This is a genomic window from Bradyrhizobium sp. KB893862 SZCCT0404 (genome assembly GCF_018130885.1).
Lineage (GTDB): Bacteria > Pseudomonadota > Alphaproteobacteria > Rhizobiales > Xanthobacteraceae > Bradyrhizobium > Bradyrhizobium stylosanthis.
The window spans coordinates 1126832-1151332 of sequence record NZ_JAFCLT010000001.1; the positions used below are offsets into that span (position 1 = coordinate 1126832).

Annotated in this window: 21 protein-coding genes; 10 read left to right on the forward strand and 11 right to left on the reverse strand. The window is 66.2% G+C overall.

The features are described 5' to 3' along the window. Positions 1-164: 164 nt before the first annotated feature. Positions 165-2882, reverse strand: a complete 2718-nt coding sequence (locus tag JQ617_RS05660; RefSeq protein ID WP_212025030.1) for a bifunctional diguanylate cyclase/phosphodiesterase — start codon at positions 2880-2882, stop codon at positions 165-167. Between the two features lie 316 nt (positions 2883-3198). On the opposite strand from JQ617_RS05660, the gene JQ617_RS05665 reads away from it, so the two are divergent. Next, positions 3199-3363, forward strand: a complete 165-nt coding sequence (locus tag JQ617_RS05665; RefSeq protein ID WP_212025032.1) for a Flp family type IVb pilin — start codon at positions 3199-3201, stop codon at positions 3361-3363. A gap of 101 nt (positions 3364-3464) precedes the next feature. On the opposite strand, the gene moaC is transcribed toward JQ617_RS05665, so the two are convergent. Genes moaC through JQ617_RS05685 form a run of 4 tightly spaced genes read right to left on the reverse strand, consistent with a single transcriptional unit; the run spans position 3465 to position 7749 of the window. Next, complete coding sequence (gene moaC / locus JQ617_RS05670) at positions 3465-3992, reverse strand: cyclic pyranopterin monophosphate synthase MoaC (RefSeq protein ID WP_212025034.1); 528 nt, start codon at positions 3990-3992, stop codon at positions 3465-3467. A 1-nt stretch (position 3993) separates the two neighbouring features. After that, entirely contained in the window at positions 3994-4815 is an 822-nt protein-coding gene (gene trpC, locus JQ617_RS05675; RefSeq protein ID WP_212025036.1) for an indole-3-glycerol phosphate synthase TrpC, read from the reverse strand. Positions 4816-4822: 7 nt separating this feature from the next. After that, complete coding sequence (trpD, locus tag JQ617_RS05680) at positions 4823-5836, reverse strand: anthranilate phosphoribosyltransferase (RefSeq protein WP_212025037.1); 1014 nt, start codon at positions 5834-5836, stop codon at positions 4823-4825. Between the two features lie 14 nt (positions 5837-5850). Next, positions 5851-7749: a SurA N-terminal domain-containing protein gene (locus tag JQ617_RS05685; protein WP_212025039.1), complete on the reverse strand. Its 1899-nt coding sequence runs from the start codon at positions 7747-7749 to the stop codon at positions 5851-5853. 223 nt (positions 7750-7972) lie between these two features. On the opposite strand from JQ617_RS05685, the gene tpiA reads away from it, so the two are divergent. From tpiA to pyrG, 3 genes are all read left to right on the forward strand, one after another. Then, complete coding sequence (gene tpiA / locus JQ617_RS05690) at positions 7973-8728, forward strand: triose-phosphate isomerase (RefSeq protein WP_212025041.1); 756 nt, start codon at positions 7973-7975, stop codon at positions 8726-8728. 140 nt (positions 8729-8868) lie between these two features. Then, positions 8869-9255, forward strand: coding sequence for a preprotein translocase subunit SecG (secG, locus tag JQ617_RS05695; protein WP_063683267.1), 387 nt, complete (start codon positions 8869-8871; stop codon positions 9253-9255). 166 nt (positions 9256-9421) lie between these two features. Continuing rightward, entirely contained in the window at positions 9422-11053 is a 1632-nt protein-coding gene (pyrG, locus tag JQ617_RS05700; protein WP_063683268.1) for a CTP synthase, read from the forward strand. A 4-nt stretch (positions 11054-11057) separates the two neighbouring features. Here pyrG and JQ617_RS05705 read toward each other — a convergent pair whose 3' ends face one another. From JQ617_RS05705 to JQ617_RS05715, 3 genes are all read right to left on the reverse strand, one after another. After that, complete coding sequence (locus JQ617_RS05705; protein WP_212025043.1) at positions 11058-11720, reverse strand: class I SAM-dependent methyltransferase; 663 nt, start codon at positions 11718-11720, stop codon at positions 11058-11060. 112 nt (positions 11721-11832) lie between these two features. Next, positions 11833-13209 carry a sensor histidine kinase gene (locus JQ617_RS05710; protein ID WP_212025045.1) on the reverse strand — a complete coding sequence of 459 codons (1377 nt, stop codon included), beginning with the start codon at positions 13207-13209 and terminating at the stop codon, positions 11833-11835. Positions 13210-13219: 10 nt separating this feature from the next. Then, the gene (locus JQ617_RS05715) at positions 13220-13897 is read right to left on the reverse strand and encodes a response regulator transcription factor (RefSeq protein ID WP_212025047.1); all 678 of its coding nucleotides are present in this window, start codon (positions 13895-13897) and stop codon (positions 13220-13222) included. A gap of 188 nt (positions 13898-14085) precedes the next feature. On the opposite strand from JQ617_RS05715, the gene JQ617_RS05720 reads away from it, so the two are divergent. From JQ617_RS05720 to glsA, 5 genes are all read left to right on the forward strand, one after another. Further along, positions 14086-14412 carry an NIPSNAP family protein gene (locus JQ617_RS05720; RefSeq protein ID WP_212025049.1) on the forward strand — a complete coding sequence of 109 codons (327 nt, stop codon included), beginning with the start codon at positions 14086-14088 and terminating at the stop codon, positions 14410-14412. 126 nt (positions 14413-14538) lie between these two features. After that, positions 14539-15390, forward strand: a complete 852-nt coding sequence (gene kdsA, locus JQ617_RS05725; RefSeq protein ID WP_063683273.1) for a 3-deoxy-8-phosphooctulonate synthase — start codon at positions 14539-14541, stop codon at positions 15388-15390. After that, positions 15390-16601 carry an MFS transporter gene (locus tag JQ617_RS05730; protein ID WP_212025051.1) on the forward strand — a complete coding sequence of 404 codons (1212 nt, stop codon included), beginning with the start codon at positions 15390-15392 and terminating at the stop codon, positions 16599-16601. The genes kdsA and JQ617_RS05730 overlap by 1 nt, the downstream gene beginning before the upstream one ends. Before the next feature lie 143 nt (positions 16602-16744). Continuing rightward, positions 16745-18838, forward strand: a complete 2094-nt coding sequence (locus tag JQ617_RS05735; protein ID WP_212025053.1) for a methyl-accepting chemotaxis protein — start codon at positions 16745-16747, stop codon at positions 18836-18838. Positions 18839-18985: 147 nt separating this feature from the next. Beyond that, a complete protein-coding gene (glsA, locus tag JQ617_RS05740) occupies positions 18986-20860 on the forward strand; it encodes a glutaminase A (protein ID WP_212025055.1) in 1875 nt (624 codons plus the stop codon). A gap of 108 nt (positions 20861-20968) precedes the next feature. On the opposite strand, the gene JQ617_RS05745 is transcribed toward glsA, so the two are convergent. From JQ617_RS05745 to queF, 3 genes are all read right to left on the reverse strand, one after another. Then, positions 20969-21610 carry a glutathione S-transferase family protein gene (locus JQ617_RS05745; protein WP_212025057.1) on the reverse strand — a complete coding sequence of 214 codons (642 nt, stop codon included), beginning with the start codon at positions 21608-21610 and terminating at the stop codon, positions 20969-20971. A gap of 156 nt (positions 21611-21766) precedes the next feature. After that, a complete protein-coding gene (locus JQ617_RS05750) occupies positions 21767-22564 on the reverse strand; it encodes a substrate-binding domain-containing protein (protein ID WP_212025059.1) in 798 nt (265 codons plus the stop codon). A 20-nt stretch (positions 22565-22584) separates the two neighbouring features. Beyond that, on the reverse strand, positions 22585-23073 hold the full coding sequence (gene queF, locus JQ617_RS05755; RefSeq protein WP_063683279.1) for a preQ(1) synthase: 489 nt from the start codon (positions 23071-23073) through the stop codon (positions 22585-22587). A gap of 126 nt (positions 23074-23199) precedes the next feature. Here queF and eno point away from each other — a divergent pair, with 126 nt between their 5' ends. Further along, complete coding sequence (eno, locus tag JQ617_RS05760; RefSeq protein ID WP_212025061.1) at positions 23200-24483, forward strand: phosphopyruvate hydratase; 1284 nt, start codon at positions 23200-23202, stop codon at positions 24481-24483. Positions 24484-24501: the final 18 nt, after the last annotated feature.

A 24501-nucleotide genomic window follows, 5' to 3' on the forward strand; every position in this document is an offset into this window, starting at 1 on the left:
AGTGGATGACCGCTCCCGGGCGATTTTGTTTGAATGATCTTCCCCGAAATCCGTAGCCCGGATGGAGCGCAGCGCAATCCGGGTTCGTGCCTCGCGAAGGATCGTGCGGTGCGGTCGGTCTGGCCCCGGATTGCGCTGCGCTCCATCCGGGCTACGTTTGCGAGCTAGCCGGCCTCGCGCCGGCGGCCCTCGCTGCCGCTGCGCTGGGCGAGCCGGCTGCGATGCAGCGCGAACAGCTCCAGCATCTTGTCGGCGGGCTTGGCGGCACTGAACAGATAGCCCTGCATCTCGGAGCAGCCGAGCGTGCGCAGCAGGCGCTGCTGCTCCTCGGTCTCGACACCCTCGGCCGTGGTGGTCATGCGGCGGGCGGCCGCGAGGTTGACGACGGCCTGCACGATGCTGGCGGAGCCGTCGGGGCCGGCGATGTCGTCGACGAAGCAGCGGTCGATCTTGATCTTGTCGAACGGGAAGCGGTGCAGGTAGCTCAGCGAGGAATAGCCGGTGCCGAAATCGTCGAGCGCAATGCGCACGCCGATGGCGCGGAGCTGGTGCAGGATCGCAAGCGCGGTGTCGTCGTCGCGGATCAGCACCGCCTCGGTGATCTCGAGCTCGAGCCGGCTCGCCGGCAGATTGGACGCGGCGAGCGCGGCCACGATCTTGAGCGCCAGCGTGCCGCTCTTGAACTGCACCGGCGAGACGTTGACGGCGAGGCGGATGTCGTCGGGCCAGGTCGCGGCATCCCGGCAGGCGGTCGCCAGCACCCATTCGCCGATCTCGTTGATCAGGCCGGTGTCCTCGGCGATCGGGATGAATTCGGCCGGTGAGACCATGCCGCGTTCGGGATGGCGCCAGCGCACCAGCGCCTCGCAGCCGGTGATGCGGTCGTCCTTCAGGGCGAGGCAGGGCTGGTAGTAGACCTCGAGGCCGCCATGGGCGATGGCGTGGCGCAGGTCGATCTCGAGCTGCCGCCGTTCGCGGACCTTGGCGTCCATCTCCGGCTCGAAGAAGCGATAGGTCCGGCGTCCCGCGGATTTGGCGGCATACATCGCCAGGTCCGCGTTCTTCAGGATCTGGTCCAGCGCCGTGCCGTGTCCCGGCGCCAGCGCGATGCCGATGCTGGCGTCGCTGGTGAGATGATGGCCCATGCAGTCGATGGGCGTGCGGATGGCCTGGAAGACCCGGGCGACGAGATCGTTGACCTGGTCCGGCGACGTCACCGCGCTTTGCACGATGGCAAACTCGTCGCCGCCGAGCCGCGCCACGAAATCGGCCGGACCGGCGCAGCGGCTGAGGCTCGTTGCCAATGCTTTCAGGAGCTCGTCGCCGACGAGATGGCCGAGCGCGTCATTGACGCCCTTGAATTCGTCGATGTCGATGTAGTGGACCGCAACCTCTTCGCCGTTGGCGATCGCCGCGAGTTCCTGGCGCAGATGCTCGTGGAACATGGCGCGGTTGGGCAGGTCGGTCAGCGCGTCGTAATGGGCGAGGTGCGTGATGCGCTCCTCGATGCGCCGGCGCTCGGTGATGTCCTCGTGCGTCGCCACCCAGCCGCCGTCGGTGAGCGGTTCGTTGAGGATGTGGATCGAACGGCCGTCGGCGGTGTCGACGACCATGGAATTGCGCACGTGAATGTCGCGCAGCACGCGTTCGACATACTGATCGATGTCGCCGGCGAACGAGCCGGTCGTCTTGCGATGGGCGATGATGTCGTGGAAGCTGCAGCCGGGCTTCACCACGGTGGTCGACAGGCCGTACATGTCGATGTAGCGCTGGTTGCACACCACCATCCGCCGGTCCGCGTCGAACAGCAGCAAGCCCTGGGTCATGTTGTTGACGGCGCGGTCGAGCCGTTGCTTTTCCAGCGTCAGCCGTTCCCGCGAGAGGCGGTGCTGCTCCAGCAGCTTGCGCACGATCGCGATCAGGACGCCGGCGATGGCGAGCGCGGACGAGGCGGCGACCGAGATCAGGATGCCGATCTGCTCGCGCCAGTCCGTCAGCGCCGCCGCCCGTGTCGTGGTGGCCATCATCAGGATCGGGAAGTGGGGCAGGGCGTGCGAGGCGATCAGGCGGTCTTCGCCGTCGACTGGGCTCATGAAGCGACCGGCGAAATGATCGAGCCCGAAGACGCGCTGGTGCTCGAACGGGCCGGTCTTGAAATTCTGCCCCATCAGCTCGCTGGAATGGGGATAACGGGCGAGCAGCGTGCCGTCACGGTGCAGCATCGAGATCGTCGCACCTTCGCCGAGCACGACGGACTCGAAAAACTTCTCGAAATTGGCGGGCTCGATGCCGCGACCGACCACGCCCATGAACTCGCCGTTCGGGCCGATGATCTTGCGCACGATGAGGATGGTCCAGGCGCCGGAGATGCGGCTGTGCAGCGGCTCGATCAGGACATCAGGCGAATAGGGATCGTACTTGAAGGTTCGGAAATAGGCGCGATCGGACACGTTGATCTTGGGAGCCGGCCATGCCGTCGACGAATTGATCACGTTGCCGTCGGAATCGATGATGTTGACGCCGCCCATGTAAGGCAGCGCCTCGATCTTCGAGCGCAGCATGCGGTGGATGTCCTGTCCGGAAAGACGCTTGCGATAGTCATCCGCGCTGGCGACACCGATGCCGCGGACGTGGTCGACGAAGTCCTTCTGGATGACCGCGAAGTCCTGCAATTGCTGGTCGAAATGATGCGCGAGCATCAGCACGGTGTTTTCCAGCTCGCGGCCGGAGTTGCGCAGCGCGCGTTCGCGGAAGTTCTGCGCCATCAACGTCGCACCGACCGCGATCGCGGCGATCAGCAGCGTGCCGCCGACCACCAGCCAGCGGATCGGTCCGCTGCGTACGAAGGCCTGGTCAAACAGACGGCTGCCAAATCTCGTCATCACACGCAATCATTGCCCTGCACACGCCAGGATCAATTCTGGATCCTCAAAACATCCGTTGGTTTACGGGAACGATGTGGAGGCGGAGTTAGGAAGGGCAGTTAACGCGACATGAATACCCACACGCAAATGCGATCGATGCGCGCGATGCGGGACATGCAGGAATTACCGAAGCGTCCCGCGATGCCGGTCAGTTTCTGCCGGTCGCGCGAGGATCAACCAAGGCTTAACCATCTAAGGTGCTGGCGATCCTCACGTCGGGCAATGGCACGCGATTTGCGAACATGCCTGCCGACGACACAGTGAGGAGTTGATCATGAAAACCGTTTTGAAGAACTTCATTGCCGACGAAACCGGCGCGATCGCGATCGAGTACGGCCTGATCGCCGCCGGCATCGCGCTCACCATCATCGCCGTGGTCAACAACCTCGGCTCGACGCTGAAGCTGAAATTCGGCTCGATCAGCACGTCGCTCAAGTAACGGAGCAAAGCGTTTTCGAGCGAAGCGGGTACCGGTTCGCGTCAAGAAAACGCGTCAAAACAAAATCGGGAATTCCGTTCCGATGCAATCGGAACGGGATTCTAGGCGCGGTAATGGCCGGACTTGCCGCCGAGCTTCTCGACGAGATGGATGCCCTCGATGCGCACGCCGCGCTCGACCGCCTTGATCATGTCGTAGATGGTGAGGCAGGCGACCGACACGGCCGTGAGCGCCTCCATCTCGACGCCGGTCGGGCCGGTGACCTTGACGCTGGCGCGCACGAGGCAGCCCGGCAGTTTCGCATCCGGCTCGATGTCGACGGTGACCTTCGACAGCGCCAGCGGATGACAGAGCGGGATCAGCTCGGAAGTCCGCTTGGCCGCCATGATGCCGGCGATGCGCGCGGTGCCGAGCACGTCGCCCTTCTTGGCGTTGCCGGACACGATCAGGTCGAGCGTCGCCTTCGTCATGAGGACGCGGCCTTCCGCGACCGCGAGCCGCTCGGTCGCGGGCTTGGCCGAGACGTCCACCATCCGCGCCTCGCCGGAGGCGCCGATATGGGTGAGGGCAGGACCGGGCTTGGTCGATTTGGCCTTGGCCGGTTTGGCCTTCGCAGGCTTGCGCGCCATGTCAGCGCGTGCCCGTGGCGCGCGTTCCGCCCTCGCGCGCGAGCAGCGTGCGCGTGGCCGCCGTGACGTCGGCCTGCCGCATCAGGCTCTCGCCGACCAAGAAGGTCGACATGCCGACGCGCTCGAGCCGGGCGAGGTCGGCGGGCGTGAAGATGCCGCTTTCGCCGACCATCAGCCGGTCCGCAGGGATCAGCGGCGCCAGCGTCTCGCTGGTCGCCAGCGTGGTCTCGAACGTGCGCAGATTGCGGTTGTTGACGCCGATCATCGGCGAACGCAGCCTCAAAGCCCGGTCGAGCTCGGCGCGGTCATGGATCTCGATCAGCACGTCCATGCCATAGCCGATCGCGGCGTCCTCAAGGTCTTTGGCGGTGGCATCGTCGAGCGCGGCCATGATGATCAGGATGCAGTCGGCGCCGTGTGCGCGCGCTTCCGCCACCTGATAGGTGTCGAACATGAAATCCTTGCGCAGGACAGGCAACGAGGTCGCCGCGCGCGCGGCCACCATGAAGTCGAGATGGCCCTGGAACGAGGGCGTGTCCGTCAGCACCGACAGACAGGCGGCGCCGCCGGCCTCATAGGCCTTGGCGAGAAGCGGCGGATCGAAATCGGCGCGGATCAGTCCCTTCGAGGGCGAGGCCTTCTTGACCTCGGCGATCAGCGCGTAGTCGCCACTGGCGTGCTTCGCCCTGATCGCGCGCACGAAGCCGCGCGGAGCGGCTTGCGCCTTGGCCTTGGCCTCGACCGCCGACAGTGGCTGCGCGCGCTTGGCGGCGGCGATCTCCTCGCGCTTGTAGGCCTCGATCTTGGTCAGGATGTCCGACATGTCAGGGTCAGCCGTTCGAGACCGCGATCAAATGCTTCAGCCGCGCGTTGGCCGCGCCGCTGTCGAGCGATTGCACACCGATCGCAACGCCCTCCTTGAGGTCCTTGGCACGGCCGGCCACGACCAGCGCGGCGGCGGCGTTCATCAGCGCCACGTCGCGGTAGGGGCTCGGCTTGCCGCTGAGCACGCTTTGCAGCGCGATCGCATTGGCGTCGGCGTCGCCGCCCTTGAGTGCACCAGTCTCGCAGCGCGAGAGCCCGGCTTCCTCCGGCGTCACCTCGAAATTCCGGATCTCGCCGTTCTCGAGCGCGGACACGAAGGTCGGGCCGGTGAGGGTGATCTCGTCGAGGCCGTCGGATCCGTGCACGACCCAGGCGGCTTCCGAGCCGAGGTTCTTGAGCACCTGCGCCAGTGGCTGCACCCACTGCCGGGAGAAGACGCCGACCATCTGCCGCTTCACGCCGGCCGGGTTGGAGAGCGGACCAAGCAGGTTGAAGATCGTGCGGGTCGCGAGCTCGACCCGGGTCGGCCCGACGTTCTTCATGGCGGGATGGTGGGCAGGGGCGAACATGAAGCCGATGCCGCATTCGCGCACGCAGCGTCCGACCTGCTCGGGCTTGAGGTCGATCTTCACGCCAAGCGACGCCAGCACGTCCGCAGCGCCCGAGCGCGACGACAGCGCGCGGTTGCCGTGCTTGGCCACCGGCACGCCGGCGCCCGCGACGATGAAGGAGGCGCAGGTCGAGACGTTGACCGAGCCGGAGCCGTCGCCGCCGGTGCCGACGATGTCGACCGCGTCGGCCGGCGCCGCCACGGTCAGCATCTTGGAGCGCATCGCCGCGACCGCGCCGGTGATCTCGTCCACGGTCTCGCCGCGCACCCGCAGCGCCATCAACAGGCCGCCCATCTGCGAGGGCGTCGCTTCGCCCGACATCATGGCATCGAAGGCGGATGAGGCTTCGTCACGCGACAGGCTGGCGCCGGTCGCGACTTTTCCAATGATCGATTTCAGGTCGTCCATCGCGTGCTTTCAACTCACTGGTTCGCGCCGGTCACTTGCGCGAAGGCGGCCTGATTAATGGTGGTCCCGATGTCGGTTTCAAGCTTGTTGACGTAGGAGGCGATCTGCTCCTCGGTCAGGGCGCGGTCGAGGCTTTCCGTCAGCTTCTTGACCGCGTCGGAGGCGGCGTCGACCGCGGGATCGACGATGTCGGTGACGCGGAACACGATCACTTCGCTGCCGCCGCTGACGGCCGTCTGTCCGACACCGTCTTTGGCGGTGCGGAAGGCGGCTGCGACGACGGTACCGGGCACGCCGGCGGGCGAGTCGTCGCGCTTGAAGCTGGTCGCGGTCTCGAACTTGGCGCCGATCGCAGTGGCTTCATCGGCAAGCTTGCCGCCGGCTTCGAGCTTCTGCACCAGCTCGGTCGCCTTGGCCTTCAGCTTGGTCGCGATCTGGTCCTGGCGCCAGCGCGCCTCGACCTGGTCGCGCACCTCGTCGAGGTTGCGGTCGCGCGACGGCGTGATGCCCAGCACGTCGAACCAGGCATAGCCGCCCTTGAACGAGATCGCGTCGTTGTCGACGCCGACATCGGTGTTGAAGGCCTGCGACACCACGTCGAGGCCCTGGGGGATGTTGGCGACCGGCTGGCCGTTCGGGGCGCGGCCGGAGCGGTCGACGGCGTCGATGGTCACGGCGGTGAGGCCGAGCTTCTGCGCCGCGTCGATCACGCTGGCGCCGCCGCCGCGCTCGTCTTCCATCTTGTCGCGGAGGTCGGCGACCTTGGTGCGGGCGCGGTCGGCCGCGATCTCGCGCTTGATGTCGCCGGCTAGCTTCGCGTAGTCGGCCTCACTGCCCGGCTCGATCTTGTCGACCTTGACGATGGAGGTGCCGAGGGCGCCCTGGATCGGCTGGCTGATCTCGCCTTGGGGCAGCGCGAAGGCCGCATTGCCGACCGCAGCGTCGAGCGAGGACTTGGTCACGAGCCCGAGATCGATGTCGGAGGCGCTGAGACCGCGCTCCTTGCCGAGATCCTCGAACGACATTCCGCCGACGAGGCGCTCGCGTGCAGCCTTTGCCTCGGCCTCGTTGGGAAACACGAGCTGCTGGATCTGGCGCTTCTCGGGCGTGCCGAGCCGGTCCTTGCGCTGCTCGAACACCTTGCGGGCGTCCTCGTCGGAGACATCGCTCCATTTGCCGATCTCTTCCGGCGAGATCACGACGAACGCGATCTTGCGATATTCGGGCGCGCGGAACTGGACCTTGTGGTCTTCGAAATAGGCGGCGAGGGCCTCGGGCGAGGGCGCGTCGATGGTGCCCGCCTGGGCCGCGTCAAGCCTGATGAATTCGATGGAGCGCTGCTCGTTCTGGAAGCGCGTCAGCACGTCGATCATGGTCTTCGGCGGCTCGAGGCCGGCGCCGATCGTGCCGGTGATCTGCCGGCGCAGCGACACCTTGCGCTGCTCGGCGACGTAGCGCTGCTCGGTATAGCCGAAATTACGGATCACGGACTGGAAGCGGTTCGCATCGAAGTTGCCGCCGACGCCTTTGAAGTTGGGGTCGTTCATGATCACCTGGCGGATCTGCTCGTCGGACTGGCCGAGCCCGAGACGGCGCGCCTCCTCGTCGAGGGCGGCTTCCGCGATCGTCTGCTGCAGCACCTGCCGGTCGAGGCCGAACGCGCGCGCCTGGTCGGGCGTCAGCGGCCGGCCGAACTGGCGGCTGATCTGCTGCAGGCGGTCGGTATAGATCTGCCGGAACTCGTTCAGTGAAATCTCGGTGCTGCCGATCTTGGCCACCGTGGACTGCCCGAAGCCCTTGAAGATGTCGGCGATGCCCCAAATGCCGAAACTGATGATCAACACGCCCATCACCATGGCCATAATGGTTTTGCCGAGCCAGTTTGATGAGGCCTTGCGCATTCCTCGAAGCATTTGGTCCAACTTGTTTGGTCAGGAGGGGAACGGGAGCGCGTCTTAATGCAGATTCCGCAAAAGCGCGTCACCAAATTGATAGATCATCATAAAGTGGCGGCTTTCCCCCCGCAACCTCAGGTCAGGCCGTGGCTCTGCGCTGCGGTTAATCGCCCCTGGTCTCTGGAACTGCAGTGGCAGCTCTGCTAGCGCATGCACAAACCTCATCTTGCTGGAAATTAATATGACCGATGCCATCCGACCGCTGATCGCCGGCAACTGGAAAATGAACGGCCTGAAGGGCTCGATTGCCGAATTCGACGCCATGCTCAATGGCGCGGCAGAGGTGGCCGCCAAGGCCGACCTGCTGGTCTGCCCGCCGGTGACCCTGGTCGCGGCTTTTGCCGGCAAAGCGGCCGGCAAGAAGGTCGCGGTGGGAGCCCAGGATTGCCATCCCAAGGCCTCCGGCGCCCATACCGGCGATATCGCCGCCGAGATGCTGGCGGATGCCGGGGCGACCGCCATCATCGTCGGCCATTCAGAGCGCCGCGCCGATCACGGCGAGGGTGATGCCCTCGTCAGGCAGAAGGCCGAAGCCGCCTGGCGGGCAGGGGTCACGGCGATCGTCTGCATCGGCGAGACGCAGGCCCAGCGCGATGCCGGCCAGACCCTGGACATCCTGCGCGGCCAGCTCGACGGCTCCCTGCCGGATGGCTCCACCTCCGCCAATCTGGTCGTGGCCTATGAGCCGGTCTGGGCGATCGGCACGGGCCTGACCCCGACGGCGAAAGATGTCGAGCAGATTCATGGGTTTATCCGGGAATTCCTGACCTCCCGGTTCAAGGCCGACGGTGCCAGGATGCGCATTCTCTACGGCGGCTCCGTCAAGCCCTCGAACGCGGCCGAGCTGATGGCCGTCAAGAACGTCAACGGCGCGCTGGTCGGCGGTGCCAGCCTGAAGGCGGCCGATTTCCTTGCCATTGCCAAGGGCTGCCCCTAGCTAACCCAAACCGGTTGGTCCGGGCCCGATCGGGGGTGGCAATAGCCCCTCCGATCGTGTAACACCGCGCAACTTCAGGAAAACCCGCGAAGCGCGATCGGCCGCCGTCAGGCGCCGCCCGCTTGTGACGGAAGGACACTATGCAGACCGTTGTCATCGTCATTCACCTCATGATCGTCGCTGTCATGATCGGCGCCGTCCTGCTCCAGAAGTCGGAAGGCGGCGGCCTCGGCATGGGCGGCGGCGCGGGTTTCATGTCGAGCCGCGGTACCGCGAACCTCCTGACGCGGACCACCGCGATTCTGGCCGGGCTTTTCTTCCTCACAAGCATGTTCCTGTCCTGGCACGCGGGCTACAGCCGCGCGCCGTCGTCGATCATCGGCACGCCGGCCTCGCAGGGCCAGCCGGCCGGCGGCTCGCCGATCGCGCCGCCGACCTCGGGCGGCATCCTGGATTCGCTAAAGAAGGCCGACGAGCAGCAGCAGGCGCCGGCTCCGACCGGCCCGCAGGTGCCGCGTTCGCAATAAAGCAGGGGGGCCATGCAGGGCGGCCGCTACCGTCCTGCGTCAACAATCCCCATCAAGGCACTGTCACCACTCTTAGTTTTGGCTCACCCACAGGCCCGCAGAATCTTTGGGGCGGAATACGAATCGCTTTGGCGAATCGAATTCGAGGGATTAGAGGTTAGGTCCCATGGCGCGGTACATATTCATCACCGGCGGCGTGGTTTCTTCGCTCGGCAAGGGTCTGGCTTCAGCGGCACTGGGTGCCCTGCTGCAGGCCCGGGGCTACAAGGTCCGCCTCCGCAAGCTCGACCCCTATCTCAACCTCGATCCCGGAACGATGTCGCCGTATCAGCACGGCGAAGTGTTCGTGACCGATGACGGCGCGGAGACCGATCTCGATCTCGGTCACTACGAGCGCTTCACCGGCCGGCCTGCGACCAAGCAGGACAACATCACGACGGGGCGCATCTACCAGGACATCATCTCGAAGGAGCGCCGCGGCGATTATCTCGGCGCGACCATCCAGGTGGTTCCGCACGTCACCAACGCGATCAAGGAATTCGTCCTCTCCGGCAACGACGATTACGACTTCGTGCTGGTCGAGATCGGCGGCACCGTCGGCGACATCGAGGGCCTGCCGTTCTTCGAGGCGATCCGCCAGCTCAAGAACGAGCTGCCGCGCGACCACGCCATCTACATTCACCTCACGCTGCTGCCCTACATTCCAAGCGCCGGCGAACTGAAGACCAAGCCGACGCAGCACTCGGTGAAGGAGCTGCGTTCGATCGGCATCCAGCCGGACATCCTGCTCTGCCGCACCGATCGCGAGATTCCGAAGGAAGAGCGGCGTAAGCTCGGCCTGTTCTGTAACGTGCGCGAGAGCGCCGTGATCGAGGCGCGTGATGCCGACAGCATCTACGCCGTGCCCGAGGCCTATCATAACGCGGGCCTGGATGACGAAGTGCTCGCCGCCTTCGGCATCGAAGCGCGCATCCCGCCGGTGCTCAAGAGCTGGAACCAGATCAACGAGCGCATCCGCAACCCCGAAGGCAACGTCACCATCGCCATCGTCGGCAAGTACACCGGCATGAAGGATGCGTACAAGTCGCTGATCGAGGCGCTCTCGCATGGCGGCATCGCCAACAAGGTGAAGGTCAATCTCGACTGGATCGAGAGCGAGATCTTCGAGAAGGAAGATCCGGCGCCGTTCCTCGAGCACGTCAACGGCATCCTGGTGCCCGGCGGCTTCGGCCAGCGCGGTGCGGAGGGCAAGATCCGCGCGGCGCAGTTCGCGCGCGAGCGCGACGTGCCGTATTTCGGCATCTGCTTCGGCATGCAGATGGCGGTGATCGAGGCGGCGCGTAACCTCGTCGGCATCGAGGACGCCAACTCCACAGAGTTCGGCCCGACCAAGGAGCCGCTGGTCGGCCTGATGACGGAATGGCTGCGCGGCAACGAGCTCGAGAAACGCTCGCAGGCCGGCGATCTCGGCGGCACCATGCGGCTCGGCGCTTATCCTGCTGCGCTCAACCGCGGCAGCCGCGTCTCGCAGGTTTATGGCGGCGCGACCGAGATTTCCGAGCGCCACCGCCATCGCTACGAAGTGAACACCGCCTACAAGGATCGCCTCGAGCAGCACGGCCTGAAATTCTCCGGGCTCTCGCCCGACGGCGTGCTGCCTGAAATCGTCGAGTACGAGGATCATCCCTGGTTCATTGGCGTCCAGTTCCACCCCGAGCTGAAGTCGCGGCCGTTCGAGCCGCACCCGCTGTTCGCCTCGTTCATTCAGGCGGCGATGGTGCAGAGCCGGCTGGTGTGATGGTTCAGCGCGCGGCGGAGTAGTCGCGCGCGTGATGCACCGGCTCCAGCGCCACCCGCGCTGATGGTTCAGGCGCAAGCGATCCCGTGATCAGCTTCATCTGCGGCCGCCGCGTCAGCCTGTAGACGGCGGCGGGCGGTACGTTCAGCAAGGCGCGATCCACGAGCTTTGCGCGCAGGCCCAGCCGGTCGAGCACGGGCCGCGGCACCGGGCAGCTCATGCCATAGGTGAATTGGTAGAACGCGCCGCCGGGGCGCAGATAGCTAAACGCGCCGCCGAGGATCGAGATGACCTTGCGCCTGCTCATGTTGAGCAGCGGCAGGCCGCTCACGACCGCGCCGACCGGCGCGCCGTCATAGAGACGCTCGGTTGTCAGCCGGCCTGCGTCCATCCACAGAACGCGCGCGCCGGGAAAACGCATCTGCAGCAGCTTCATGAAGTCGGATCCGTATTCGATCAGCGTGAGATCCTGCGGACGGACACCGCGCTTGAGCAGCTTGTAGGTGAACGCGCCGGTGCCGGGACCGAGCTCGAGGATCGGACCCGTCGATGCGCTGATCTCGCGCGTGATGAGGTCGGCCAGCGCCGCACCCGATGGTGCGACGGCGCCGACCCGGCGCGGTGACGACATCCAGGACAGGAAGAACGAAAGAAAATCGTTGGGCATGCGCACTCCGGCATCTTGGTTTGCACCTCCCGAGATCGGAGGTGAGACGGATGCAGTGTTGCGGAGGCGCATTGCGACAGCATTGCGCTGCCGGAAGCGGATGCGGATTGAATCAACTCTTTTGGACCGGCGGCAGCGTGATCCGGAAACAGGCGCCGCCCTCCGGTCCGTCGGCCACCGAGACGTGGCCGCCATGCAGCTGCACGATCTCGCGCACCATGTTGAGGCCGAGGCCGGCCCCGCGATCGAGCGGCGTCAGCCGGTAGAACGGCTCGAACACCTGCTCGCGCTGATCGGCGGGAATGCCGGCGCCTTCATCCGTGACCTCGATGTTCGCTGGACCAGAGACGCGAATCCCGATCGTGCCGCGGCGCGGGCCGTGCTGGATCGCGTTCTGCACGAGATTGGTCAGCGCGCGCTCCAGCGCCGCCGCATCGCCGATTGTCTCGATCGGTGTCGCCGGCGCATCGAGGGCCAGCTCGTAGCCGGCCGCGATCGCCAGCGGCGCGAGGTCGGCGGCGACGCTTTGCGCAACCGCGACGAGATTGAGGCGGGTGAAGGGATGGGCGCAACGGTCGAGCCGCTGGATGTCGAGCAATTGCTCGGCTAGCGTCGCAAGCCGCGCGGCATCCTCCAGCAGGCGGGTCTTGTCCGGGCCGGGGCTGAGCGACTCCAGCCGCGTGTTCAGGATCGCGATCGGCGTGCGCAGTTCGTGCGCGGCGTCCGCGACGAAGCGCTTGTGGCGGGCATAGCCCTGGTCGAGCCGTGCCAGCGCGTCGTTGATCGCGGTCACCAGCGGCACGACTTCCAGTGGAATGCGTTCCACCGGAAGCCGCGCGCCGCGCTGGTGGATATCGATGCGCCGGGCCTCGTCCGCCGCGGTATCGAGCCCCCTGAACGCGCGTTGCACGATCATCGGTGTCGCGATGAACGTCGCCGTTCCCATCAGCAAGAGGCCGGGCAGGGCGATGCCGAGGAACGCAAGCGAGGTCATGAACAGCGCCTTGGCGCCGGTCAGTCGTCCTTGCGTCGCCGTGATGACCTGCACATTGCCCGCGGGCGTGTCGACCCGTTTCAGCCGCGCCGCCGGCTTGCGCGGATCGTCCTCGAACATCTGCCAGCCGAGCCGCGCCTGGCTGATCTGGTCGAGGCCGTTGCCGATCGCGGCGAACTCGGCCGGCACGGTGCCTTCGCTGAGCGAACGGCCCTGCCGGTCGCGCACCAGGAACCAGAGGTCGGGCGTTTCGTTGCGCAACTGCTGGAGCTCGGCCGTCGGCCGCAACGTCAGTCCGCCTTGCGCATCGCGCGTCAGCGCACCTTGGACGACGTCGATGACACGGTCCTCGTCGCGCTCGGCGAGCGCGAAGCCGGAGGCGCAGAGCCCGGCGATGACGATTGCGACCAGCGCGACCAGGATCGCCGCCTGGAGCGAGAGCAGGCGCCAGCTCAGCCGCGAGCGCAGGCAATAGGGATCGTCGTGTTTGCTCATATCAGCTTCTTCAGGCTGGCAGCTTCTTGAGGAGATAGCCGACGCCGCGAATGCCGTGGATCTCGATGCCCGCGTCGGCGTCCGCGAGCTTTCGCCGCAGCCGCGAGACATGGGTGTCGAGCGCGTTCGACTGGATCTCGTCGTCGAAATTGTAGACCGCCTCTTCCAGTGCGGAGCGCAGCACGGTCCGGCCCATGCGGCGGACCAGGGCTTCGAGCACCAGGAGCTCGCGGCGCGGCAGCTCGAACGGCGTGCCGTCGATGCTGGCCTCGCGATGACCGAGATCGAAGGCGAGGCGGCCGGCGCGGATGACGTCGGGGGACAGGCCTGCGGGCCGCCGCAGCACGGCGCGCAGCCGCGCCAGCAACTCCTCGACCGCGAACGGTTTTGCCAGATAGTCGTCGGCGCCGCCGTCGAGCCCGGCGATGCGGTCGGCGAGCTCGCCCCGCGCGGTCAGGACGATGATCGGCACGCCGTCGGCGCGCGCCCGGAGCTTCGGGATCAGGGCAAGGCCATCGCCGTCGGGAAGCTGGCGGTCGAGCAGGACGGCCGCATGGACGTCGGCGGAGATGGCTTCCTCCGCCTCGGCGAGTGTAGGCGCATGGTCCACCACCATGTCATAGCGCTTCAGCGCCGAGGCCAGCGCGCCGGCCATTTCCGCTTCATCCTCGACCAGTAAAATCCGCATGTGACAGGCACCCAGGCTGCGACTGAGCCTTTGTAGCGGCCCGATCATTGCGGCAGCATTGCGGGAGTCCGGCGCAGCGCCGCAAGCGCAAGCTATGCGCGGAACGCCACAGGGGCGGCCGGGCGGGGCTCAAGACACCGTCGGGGCCAGCCGCTATAACCGCCGGGCCTGTTCAGGGAGGAACAAGAATGATCTATGAAATGCGCGTCTATCGCTGCGTCCCCGGCCGCCTGCCGGCGCTCTTGAAGCGGTTCGAGACGGTGACGCTGAAGCTGTGGGAGAAGCACGGTATCCGCCAGGCCGGATTCTTCACCACGCTGATCGGCGAATCCAACCAGGAGCTGACCTATTTCCTGGCCTGGGAGTCGCTTGCCGAGCGCGAGACGAAGTGGGGCAAGTTCATGACCGATCCGGACTGGATGAAAGCGCGCGCCGAAAGCGAAGCGGACGGCCAGATCGTCGGCAATATCGTCAGCCAGCTCCTGACGCCGACGGCCTTCTCGGCGGTGAAGTAGGAACCTGCCGACGCAAGGGCGGCGCCGGGACCCCCGGCGCAACCCTGATATTCGGATGCCCCGGCCCGAATGGGGTTGATCCGACCCTCGCGGCGGCTATGGTCGCGCCGAAACGAGGGATTTGCCTTGAGCTCTTCGACGTCAGCGGCGCCGGTCGTCACCATCGGCAGCGTCAAATTCGGCAATGATCTGCCGATCTCGATCATTGCCGGGCCCTGCCAGCTCGAAAGCCGCCAGCACGCGCTGGAAGTGGCTTCCGCACTGAAGGAGATCGCGGCGCGGCTGAAGATCGGCCTCGTCTACAAGACCTCGTTCGACAAGGCGAACCGCACCAGCGCGTCGGCGGCGCGCGGGCTGGGGCTGGCACAGTCGCTGCCGATCTTCGCCGAAATCCAGTCCTCGCTCGGTCTTCCCGTTCTGACCGACGTGCACGAGGCCACGCAATGCGCCGAGGTCGCGCAGGCGGTGGACATCCTGCAGATCCCGGCCTTCCTGTGCCGTCAAACCGATCTGCTGCTGGCCGCGGCCGCGACCGGCAAGGTCGTCAACGTCAAGAAGGGGCAGTTCCTGGCGCCCTGGGACATGGCCAATGTGGTGACCAAGATCACCAGCGCCGACAATCCGAACGTCCTCGTCACCGAGCGCGGCGCCTCCTTCGGCTACAACACACTGGTGTCCGACATGCGCGCGTTGCCGATCCTGGCGCGCACCACCGGCGCGCCCGTGATCTTCGATGCCACCCATTCGGTGCAGCAGCCGGGCGGGAAGGGGACCTCATCGGGCGGCGAGCGCGAATTCGTGCCGGTGCTGGCGCGCGCGGCCGTCGCGGTCGGCGTTGCCGGCGTCTTCATCGAGACCCATCCCGATCCTGATCGCGCCCCGTCCGACGGCCCGAACATGGTGCCGCTGCGGGACTTCGAGGCGCTGATCCGTACGCTGATGGCGTTCGACGCGGTGACGAAAAGCACAACGCGCTGATGCACCAGCCTGCGACCGGGGCGCCCGCCGACCAGAAGTTTCCACCCGCGATCAACATCATCGCGCTGGCGAGCTTCTCGGCGGCACTGTCGACGCGCGCGCTCGATCCGGTCCTGCCGCATGTCGCCGAGGATTTTTCGATCAGCGTCACGACCGCCGCCAGCATTGCGGCCGGCTATGCCCTGATCTACGCGCTGGTCCAGCCCGTGATCGGCGCGGCCGCGGATATGTTCGGCAAGGCGCGGCTGATGACCCTGTGTCTGGCGCTGCTCGGTGTCGCCTCCATTCTCGGCGCGGTCGCGACCACCTTCTCGGGCCTGTTCGCGAGCCGCATCCTGGCAGGCATCGCCGCCGGCGGCGTGTTTCCGGTTGCTCTCGGCCTGACCGCCGACCTCGTCGTGCCCGCCAAGCGGCAGGTCGCGATCGGCCGCACGCTCGCGGGCTCGATGACCGGCAACCTGTTAGGTGCGACCGCCTCCGGCATCATCGGCGAGTTCATCGGCTGGCGCGGCGTGCTGATGATCCTCGGCGCGCTCGGTCTGATCGCGGCCGTGGCGGTGGCGGCCGGCTTTCGCGGTGCCGCGCTGACGGCGCCGCCGAAGACCGACCTGAAGGCGTTGCGGCAGGGCTATCGCACCATCTTCGCCAACCCCAACACGCGCTACTGCTACTCGGCGGTGTTCGTCGAGGGCTGCTGCGTGTTCGGCCTGTTTCCCTTCATCGCCGCGCTGCTGTTCGATCTCGGCGAGAAGTCGCCGTCGATCGCGGGCATCGTCATCGCCGGCTTTGCGGTCGGCGGGCTGTTCTACACCTTCACGGTCTCGCGCTTCCTGCCATGGCTGGGCGTCAAGGGCATGATGATCGCGGGCGCGGGCCTTGTCGGGCTGCAGCTCGGCCTGCTCGCCTTGGGGCCGCAATGGAAGCTGCAATTCGTCAGCATGCTGGCGATGGGGTGGGGCTTCTACATGATCCATGGCTGCCTCCAGGTGTTTGCCAGCGAGCTCTCGGTCGGGGCGCGGGCGACCGCGATGTCGCTCCACTCGTTCTTCTTCTTCATGGGGCAGACGGTCGGCCCGATCGCCTATGGCCTCGGCCTCCAGCACGGCGGCAAGGTGCCGACGCTGCTCGTGAGCGCGGCGATCATGGTCACGCTGGGCCTTGTCTGCGCCCGCTGGCTCAAATCGCGGGCACCGGCGGACGCGCGCGCCTGACGGAAGTACCGAATTACCGGACATCCGTAATTGTCCGGGAGAAAACGGTAGCCAACTCCCTTCAATCTTAAATCAAATCTCACCGTTCGCTCCGTAGATTGCCGCGCAAACCGCCTCTCGCGGCAACATCTGTGGATCAGTCGATGCAAAAGCAGCGTTCGGTCGCCCGTATCCTCGGGGCGGTGGTTGGGTCTCTCGGTCTCGTCCTCGTCGTCATCTCGGCCTATGCGCTGAAGCTCGCGGTCACGCGCTACGCGGACAGCAACCGCATCGTCGCGCTCACGATCGCCAGCCGCGACCTCACCAACACGCTGGTGATCTTCCGCCTGGAGCGCGGTGACACGCTCAGCTATCTGGCATCGGCCGCGCCCGCGCCCGAGAGCGTCATGAACAGCCTCGCCGGACAGCGCGCCACCGTGCAGAAGAACTACGCGCAGGCCCTGCAGAGCCTCGCTGCGGTCGAATCCCCCGGTCTTGCCGAAAAGCTCGACAAGCTCCGCGGCATCTGGGCCCAGCTCGAGGAGCTGCGGCCGCGTTCGGTGACGGCTCTGAAGCAGGAGAAGGGCGCGCGCGAAGCCAGCCTGACGCCGAGCTGGGCCAAGGTCAGCGACGCCTATATGGACGCGATCGGCGACGTCACCGCCCATGTCGACGGCGCGATGACGCTGATCGACCCCGTGGTCGATCGTCTGCTGATCGCCAAGCAGGCCTCCTGGCAGGCCCGCGCCAATGCCGGCCAGACCATCCTGGTCCAGTTCTCCTCGATCCTCGCCAACAAGACCTGGACGCCTGCGGACGGCGTCACCTTCGCTGACCTCCGCGGCCGCATCCAGCAGTCCTGGCTCGTGGTGCGCGACCTCAGCCCGAATGTGGCTTCGCCCGAGCTGCTGCAGGCGATCCGCAACGCCGAGCCGGAAATCTCCGGCGCGCTCAGCGACGAGCGCAATGCGATCGCCACCAAGCTGCTTGCCGGCGAGCCCGCCGGCGTTGTCGGCATCGAGTACCGCGATCGCCAGCTGGTCGGGGCCAACAATGTCGTCATCGTCACGCAGACCGCGCTCGCCGACATGATCTCGCGGGCCGAGGAGGGCGCCTCGCGGGCCCGCTTCAGCCTCATCCTGTTCGGCCTGCTCATGCCGGCCTCGCTGGCGCTGACGATCGGCGGGCTGATGCTGATGCGCAACCGCGTCACCCGGCCGCTGACCGCGATTACCGGTGTCATGACCCGTTTTGCCGCGCATGATTTCGCCGGCGAAGTGCCCGGCCTCGATCGCAACGACGAGATCGGCCGCATGGCCGCTGCCTTGCAGGTGTTCAAGGATGCGATGATCAACGCCGAGCGCCTGTCGGGCGATCAGGCCGCCGAGCGCGCCGAGAAGGAGAAGCGCGCCTCCGATCTGTCCGGTCTCGTGCGGCAGTTCGAAAGCCGCGTCGGCCAGATGGTGCAGGCGCTGTCGAGCGCTTCGGGCGAGCTGGAGACGACCGCGCGCTCGATGTCGGGGACGGCGAGCGAAGCCCAGACCCAGGCCGGCTCGGCCTCGACCCTTGCCGACCAGGTCGGCAGCGGCGTGCAGACCGTCGCAGCCGCGGCCGAGGAGCTCAACGCCTCCATTCGCGAGATCAACCGCCAGGTCGACCAGGCGACGCGCGCGACCGAGCAGGCGGTCGCCACGGTGAAGGAGACCGACACCACCATGCGCGCGCTGGCCGAAGGCGCCGACCGCATCGGCGAGGTGATCGGCCTGATCACCTCGATTGCCGGTCAGACCAACCTCCTGGCACTGAACGCGACCATCGAGGCCGCCCGCGCCGGCGAGTCCGGCAGGGGATTTGCGGTGGTGGCGAGCGAGGTGAAGAACCTCGCTTCGCAGACGGCCAAGGCGACCGAGGAGATCAGCAGCCAGATCACCGAGATCCAGGGCGCGACGCAGAAGGCGGTCGCGGCGATCGACGGCATCGTCAAGACCATCGAGGAAGTCTCGAGCATCAACCGCGTGATCGCTGCCGCCATCGAGGAGCAGAACAAGGCCACCGCCGAGATCGCCAACACCGTGCAGCATACGGCGGAGGCGACCTCGACCGTGACGCGCAACATCGCCAGCGTCTCGTCGGCGGCGAGCGAGACCGGGCGTGCGGCCTCCGGCGTGCTGAAGGCGGCCGGCAATCTGTCGAGTCAGTCGACCTCGCTGACCTCGGAGGTCGACGGATTCATCAGCCAGGTGAGGGCGGTGGCGTAGCGCTGCCGACAGACCTGCCAGGTTCGGAAGGCCGTCGCGGCGTCAGGCTGCGGCGGCCTTCGTGTTTTTGCGTCACCGTGCCACAGACGCTTCGGTATGCATGGCACGCGAATTGCTTCGATTTTGGGCAAATCGAGGTGTGAGATCGTGGACGCCCAGACCAGCCGTTCCGCCAGCGCAGCCAGCACGCCCCGCCCGACCGGATATCCTACCAGGCCACCGCTGCGTCGTTTCCTGACGGATTGCCACGCCGAATTCCGCACCGACAATTCCGGCGAGCTGGCCGACTACATCCCCGAGTTGAAGCGCGCCAATCCCGATCATTTCGGTATCGCGCTCGTCACCATCGACGGTCACGTTTACGAGGTTGGCGACAGCGACGTCCCGTTCACGATCCAATCGGTGTCGAAGGCTTTCGTGTTCGCGCTGGCGCTGGAGATGGTCGGCGAGCCGCGTGTCGCGGCCACCATCGGCGTCGAGCCGAGCGGCGAGGCGTTCAATTCGATCCGCCTCACCAACGACAACCGGCCTTTCAATCCCATGGTCAATGCCGGCGCGATCGCCTGCTCGGGCCTGATCTACGAGGTAGAGGGGAAGGGCGCCTTCGAGCGTGTCCGCTCAAAGCTCAGCCAGTTTGCCGGCCGCGAGCTCGGCGTGGACGAGGCCGTGCACGCCTCGGAAACCGCGACCGGCAACCGCAACCGCGCGATCGCCTGGCTGCTGCGGAATTACGCCGTGCTGCCCGACGACGTCGACGCGGTGCTCGACGTCTATTTCCGCCAATGCGCGATCCTGGTTACCGCCCGCGATCTCGCGGTGATGGCGGCAACGCTCGCCAATCGCGGCATCAATCCGGTCACGGGCGTTCAGGTGATCACGCCGCACATCGTCGCGCGCACGCTGTCGGTGATGACGAGCTCGGGCATGTACGATTATGCCGGCGAGTGGACCTATCGCGTCGGCATCCCCGCCAAGAGCGGCGTCGGCGGCGGCATCGTCGCGGCGCTGCCTTCGCAGCTCGGGCTCGGCACCTTCTCGCCGCTGCTCGACAACCATTTCAACAGCGTGCGCGGCCTCAAGGTTTGCGAGGCGTTGTCGGCGCGGTTCGACCTGCATATGCTCAACCGCAACGCGGATGTCCGAACCAGCATCATGGCGGATTACGACGTCTACGGCATCTCCTCGCGACGCAGCCGCCAGCCGCACGAGCAGCAGATCCTCGACGAGCGCCATAGCGACATCCGCGTGCTCGAACTGGTCGGTGCGATGAATTTCGGCACCATCGACTACGTCACGCGAAGGCTCACCACCGAGCCGCCGAACGCACCGCTCCTGATCATCGATTTCCGTCGTGTGCCCGACATCACCGCCGCCGGCGCGGAGCTGCTCGGTGAGACGCTGACCGCGCTTGGCAATGCCGGCGTCACCGCCATTTTGTCAGGGTTCGAGGAGGCCTCCGCGGTGTGGAGCGTGATCGCTGCGCGCACGGCCGAGCCGCGCCGACTGCGCCGTTTCGCGCTGCTCGACGATGCCATCGAATGGGCCGAGGATCAGGTGATCTACCGGTTCGGCGGCTTCACCGACATCAAGGAGAACGCGCAGCTCGGCGAGCAGGCACTGCTTGCCGAGCTCGACGCGGAGGAGATCGCCGCGATCGTCAAGCTCTCGACCACGCGGCACTACGCGGCCGGCCAGCGCATCATCGCCGCCGGCGAGCCCGCCAATTCGCTGTTCTTTCTCCAGAGCGGGATGGTCAGCGTGAAGCTGCGCAGCGGCGTGCGGCTGGCCTCGCTCGGCCCCGGCATGGAGTTCGGCGAGATGGCGATCCTGGAGCAGAGCCGCAGCGCCGACGTTCTCGCCGATACGCCGGTCACCTGCCTCGAACTGCCGCTCGACAGCTTTGCCGACTACCGCCGCCTGCATCCCGAGACGTCGCTGAAGATCATGCGCAACCTCGCCGCGATCCTGGCGCGGCGGCTGGTCGCGGCGAATGCCAAGGTGGATCTGCTCAGCGCCTATTAGCCCTTGGACTCGCAAGCTTGTTGGGCAGATCGCGCGTCACTCGGACGCCCGTAAGGATACTTTTGCACCTACTCAATCAGACGGCTGGCCGCCCCGAGGAAGCGAGCCCTACAATCCCGGTGATCGCGCCGCCCAAGCCTTGGTGCCTTGGCAGCTTTCCATCGCTCGGGCATAGGCAGGGCGTGCCGTCGTGCGAGCGAGATAGTCCCGCTCGGTAGAGCCGGGGACGTAGTTGCCAGTTCGCAGGCCGAGCAGGAGGGCGTAGCTCACCGAGATATCGGCAGCGGTGAATCGGTCGCCGGCGAGATAGGGGTGATCCGCGAGGCGGCGGATAACCAACCCCAGCCGACTCTCGAAGGTCTCGAGCGCCCAGCAGGTAACGCGGGCATTTCGCTCGGCTTCGGGCGCCAGTTGGCGACCGACAAGGACGGCGTTCATCGGCCCGGCGAGCCCGGCCTCGCCCAAGTGGAGAAATTGCAGATAGGAGGCGAAGGCGGGATCGCCCGGGGCGACGGCAAGCGAACCTGAGTCGTGGCGGGCGAGCAGGTATTCAAGGATCGCGATCGATTCGACCATGATCGTCTCGCCGTCCTGCAGCGCGGGAATGAAACCGCCGGGGTTGATCGCGAGGAAATCGCGATCATTCTCGACTGCGAACAGATCGACCGGGCGCAGCCGATAAGCCAACCCTAGTTCCGCAAGCAGCCAGACAACACGGAAGCCACGACCTTCGCCATAGACAGTGAGCATCGTTAAGCGCTCCTGGACTGGGCTGGACATACTATCGGCGAACGCGAACATCGGTCGGCTATGGGGGCCAGAAATTCGTCGCGCTGGGTCCCGGCTCTGCGGAGCAGCGTTGCACGCTGCACCGCATCCGGGACACGAGCAGGAGTCAGGCTCGCCTTAGTTTGCGCCGGCGGCCGGGATCGGCTCCATGCCGCTTGCGATGATCGCTTCGCGGGCCGCCGGGGAGGCCAGGAACTTGATCAAGGCACGGCCTGCCTCGGGCTCCTTCGAAGCGGTCGCGATTCCCGCCGAGAAGATCGTGATCTTCTGCAATTCGTTCGGCAGGGGACCTACAATGTCGATGCCCTTCACGGGCTTCAACTCGCTGATCTGCTGGAAGCCGAGCTCGGCCTCGCCATGCGCGACGATCTCGCCGACCGGCGTTGCCGGAATCTTGCGCGCCTTGTCCTTCATGACGTCCGCAATGCCGAGCTTGTCGAACATCTCGGTCGAGACGTAGACGCCGCTGGCGCTGTCGGAATAGGCGATCGTCTTCGCTGCCAGCAGCGCGCGCTTGACCGCATCCACCGAACTGATGTCCGGCTTCGGCGCGCCCGATTTCACGGCGACGCCGATCGGCGACTTTGTCAGGTCGACCTGGCTGCCGGCGACGACCTTGCCCTTGCTCGCGAGGTCGTTGAGGGCATAGCCGACCATGATCAGGACGTCGGCGGGCTCGCCCCGTTCGAGCCTCACCGGGATCGCATTCGCGGTCGTTCCCATCGACGGGCCATATTCCGTCAGCACCTTGTTGCCGGTCGCCTTCTCGAATTCCGGTACAAGGGCCTTGTAGGCCGCCGTCAGGCCGCCGGAGATCATGACCCGGACCTCGGCAGCGTCGGCCGCGCCGGTGAGCCACAGCGCGCCCAGAACGCCTAGGGCAAGGTTACGGAAGTTTGCTGACGTCGATTTCATTGTTCTTGTTCTCCTTGTGACTAGCCTCGCCCGCGATAGGGCGCGACGCCTTGCTCCGGCACCCAGAGTCCCTTCGGCACACGGCCGGTCTGCCAGAACACGTCGATCGGGATGCCGCCGCGCGGATACCAGTAACCGCCGATGCGCAGCCATTTCGGCTTGATCTCCGAGGCAATGCGCTTGCCGATCATGACGGTGCAGTCCTCGTGGAAGGCGCCGTGATTGCGGAAGCTCGCGATGTAGAGTTTCAGCGACTTCGACTCCAGCAGCCATTGGCCGGGCGCGTAGTCAATCATCAGATGCGCGAAATCGGGCTGGCCCGTCACCGGGCAGAGCGAGGTGAATTCCGGCACGGTGAAACGGACCAGATAATCGGTGCCTGCTTGCGGATTGGGCACGCGGTCGAGCCTGGCCTTTTCGGGCGCATCCGGCCATTCCACGGCGCGGCCGAGCTGCAAAGACGCTGACTTGGCTGGTGAGTTGTTCGATTTGCTGGGTTTTTTCGACATCGGTCCGCCTCCGTGGCGCCCTCTTAGCCAATCATGCGGGGAACGTCACCCGGCCTTTTCCGCTTCGATGCATTGCGGTAGAAGCACCGCCAACTGCCCCCTTTGTTTCCCGAAAAGAGGCCCCCCATGACCGCCATCATCGACATCATCGGACGCGAAATCCTCGACAGCCGCGGCAATCCCACCGTCGAGGTCGACGTCGTGCTGGAAGATGGTGCGCTCGGCCGCGCCGCGGTGCCCTCCGGCGCCTCGACGGGGGCCCATGAGGCCGTGGAACTGCGCGACGGCGACAAGCCCCGCTATCTCGGCAAGGGCGTCACCAAGGCGGTCGGCGCCGTCAACGGCGAGATCTTCGAGTCCCTGAGCGGCCTCGATGTCGAGCAGCAGGCCCAGATCGACCAGATCATGATCGATCTCGACGGCACGCCGAACAAGAGCCGCCTCGGCGCCAACGCCATCCTCGGCGTCTCGCTGGCCTGCGCCAAGGCGGCCGCCAACTCGCTCGACATGCCGCTCTACCGCTATGTCGGCGGCACCTCCGCGCGCCTGCTGCCGGTGCCGATGATGAACATCATCAATGGCGGCGTGCATGCCGACAACCCGATCGACTTCCAGGAATTCATGATCCTGCCCGTCGGCGCGTCCTCCTTCGCCGAGGGCCTGCGCTACGGCGCCGAGGTCTTCCACACGCTGAAGTCGGAGCTGAAGAAGGCCGGCCACAACACCAATGTCGGCGACGAGGGCGGATTCGCCCCGAACCTGCCGTCGGCGGATGCCGCGCTCGAATTCGTCATGAACGCGATCGGCAAGGCCGGTTTCAAGGCGGGCTCCGACATCGTGCTCGGCCTCGACTGCGCCTCGACCGAGTTCTTCAAGGGCGGCAAGTACGTCTATGAAGGCGAGGGCAAGACCCGCTCGATCTCCGAGCAGGCCAAGTATCTCGCCGACCTCGTCTCGCGCTATCCGATCGTCACCATCGAGGACGGCATGTCGGAAGACGACATGGACGGCTGGAAGGAGCTGACCGACCTCATCGGCAAGAAGTGCCAGCTCGTCGGCGACGATCTGTTCGTCACCAACGTCAAGCGCCTCGCCGAAGGCATCAAGACCGGCCGCGCCAACTCGATCCTGATCAAGGTCAACCAGATCGGCACGCTGACCGAGACGCTTGCCGCCGTCGAGATGGCGCACAAGGCCGGCTACACCTCCGTCATGTCGCACCGTTCGGGCGAGACCGAGGATTCCACCATTGCCGACCTCGCGGTGGCCACGAACTGCGGTCAGATCAAGACCGGCTCCCTTGCGCGTTCGGATCGCACCGCCAAATACAATCAGCTCCTGCGCATCGAGCAGCAGCTCGGCAAGCAGGCGCTCTATGGCGGCAAGGCGGCACTGAAGGCGCTGGCATAAGCCGGCGCCTCGACAAAC

Coding starts and splice junctions, on each gene's coding strand:
- JQ617_RS05660 (WP_212025030.1), bottom strand. CDS start 2,882: ATGACGAGATTTGGCAGCCGTCTGTTTGACCAGGCCTTCGTACGCAGC.
- JQ617_RS05665 (WP_212025032.1), top strand. CDS start 3,199: ATGAAAACCGTTTTGAAGAACTTCATTGCCGACGAAACCGGCGCGATC.
- moaC (WP_212025034.1), bottom strand. CDS start 3,992: ATGGCGCGCAAGCCTGCGAAGGCCAAACCGGCCAAGGCCAAATCGACC.
- trpC (WP_212025036.1), bottom strand. CDS start 4,815: ATGTCGGACATCCTGACCAAGATCGAGGCCTACAAGCGCGAGGAGATC.
- trpD (WP_212025037.1), bottom strand. CDS start 5,836: ATGGACGACCTGAAATCGATCATTGGAAAAGTCGCGACCGGCGCCAGC.
- JQ617_RS05685 (WP_212025039.1), bottom strand. CDS start 7,749: ATGCTTCGAGGAATGCGCAAGGCCTCATCAAACTGGCTCGGCAAAACC.
- tpiA (WP_212025041.1), top strand. CDS start 7,973: ATGACCGATGCCATCCGACCGCTGATCGCCGGCAACTGGAAAATGAAC.
- secG (WP_063683267.1), top strand. CDS start 8,869: ATGCAGACCGTTGTCATCGTCATTCACCTCATGATCGTCGCTGTCATG.
- pyrG (WP_063683268.1), top strand. CDS start 9,422: ATGGCGCGGTACATATTCATCACCGGCGGCGTGGTTTCTTCGCTCGGC.
- JQ617_RS05705 (WP_212025043.1), bottom strand. CDS start 11,720: ATGCCCAACGATTTTCTTTCGTTCTTCCTGTCCTGGATGTCGTCACCG.
- JQ617_RS05710 (WP_212025045.1), bottom strand. CDS start 13,209: ATGAGCAAACACGACGATCCCTATTGCCTGCGCTCGCGGCTGAGCTGG.
- JQ617_RS05715 (WP_212025047.1), bottom strand. CDS start 13,897: ATGCGGATTTTACTGGTCGAGGATGAAGCGGAAATGGCCGGCGCGCTG.
- JQ617_RS05720 (WP_212025049.1), top strand. CDS start 14,086: ATGATCTATGAAATGCGCGTCTATCGCTGCGTCCCCGGCCGCCTGCCG.
- JQ617_RS05730 (WP_212025051.1), top strand. CDS start 15,390: ATGCACCAGCCTGCGACCGGGGCGCCCGCCGACCAGAAGTTTCCACCC.
- JQ617_RS05735 (WP_212025053.1), top strand. CDS start 16,745: ATGCAAAAGCAGCGTTCGGTCGCCCGTATCCTCGGGGCGGTGGTTGGG.
- JQ617_RS05745 (WP_212025057.1), bottom strand. CDS start 21,610: ATGCTCACTGTCTATGGCGAAGGTCGTGGCTTCCGTGTTGTCTGGCTG.
- JQ617_RS05750 (WP_212025059.1), bottom strand. CDS start 22,564: ATGAAATCGACGTCAGCAAACTTCCGTAACCTTGCCCTAGGCGTTCTG.
- queF (WP_063683279.1), bottom strand. CDS start 23,073: ATGTCGAAAAAACCCAGCAAATCGAACAACTCACCAGCCAAGTCAGCG.
- eno (WP_212025061.1), top strand. CDS start 23,200: ATGACCGCCATCATCGACATCATCGGACGCGAAATCCTCGACAGCCGC.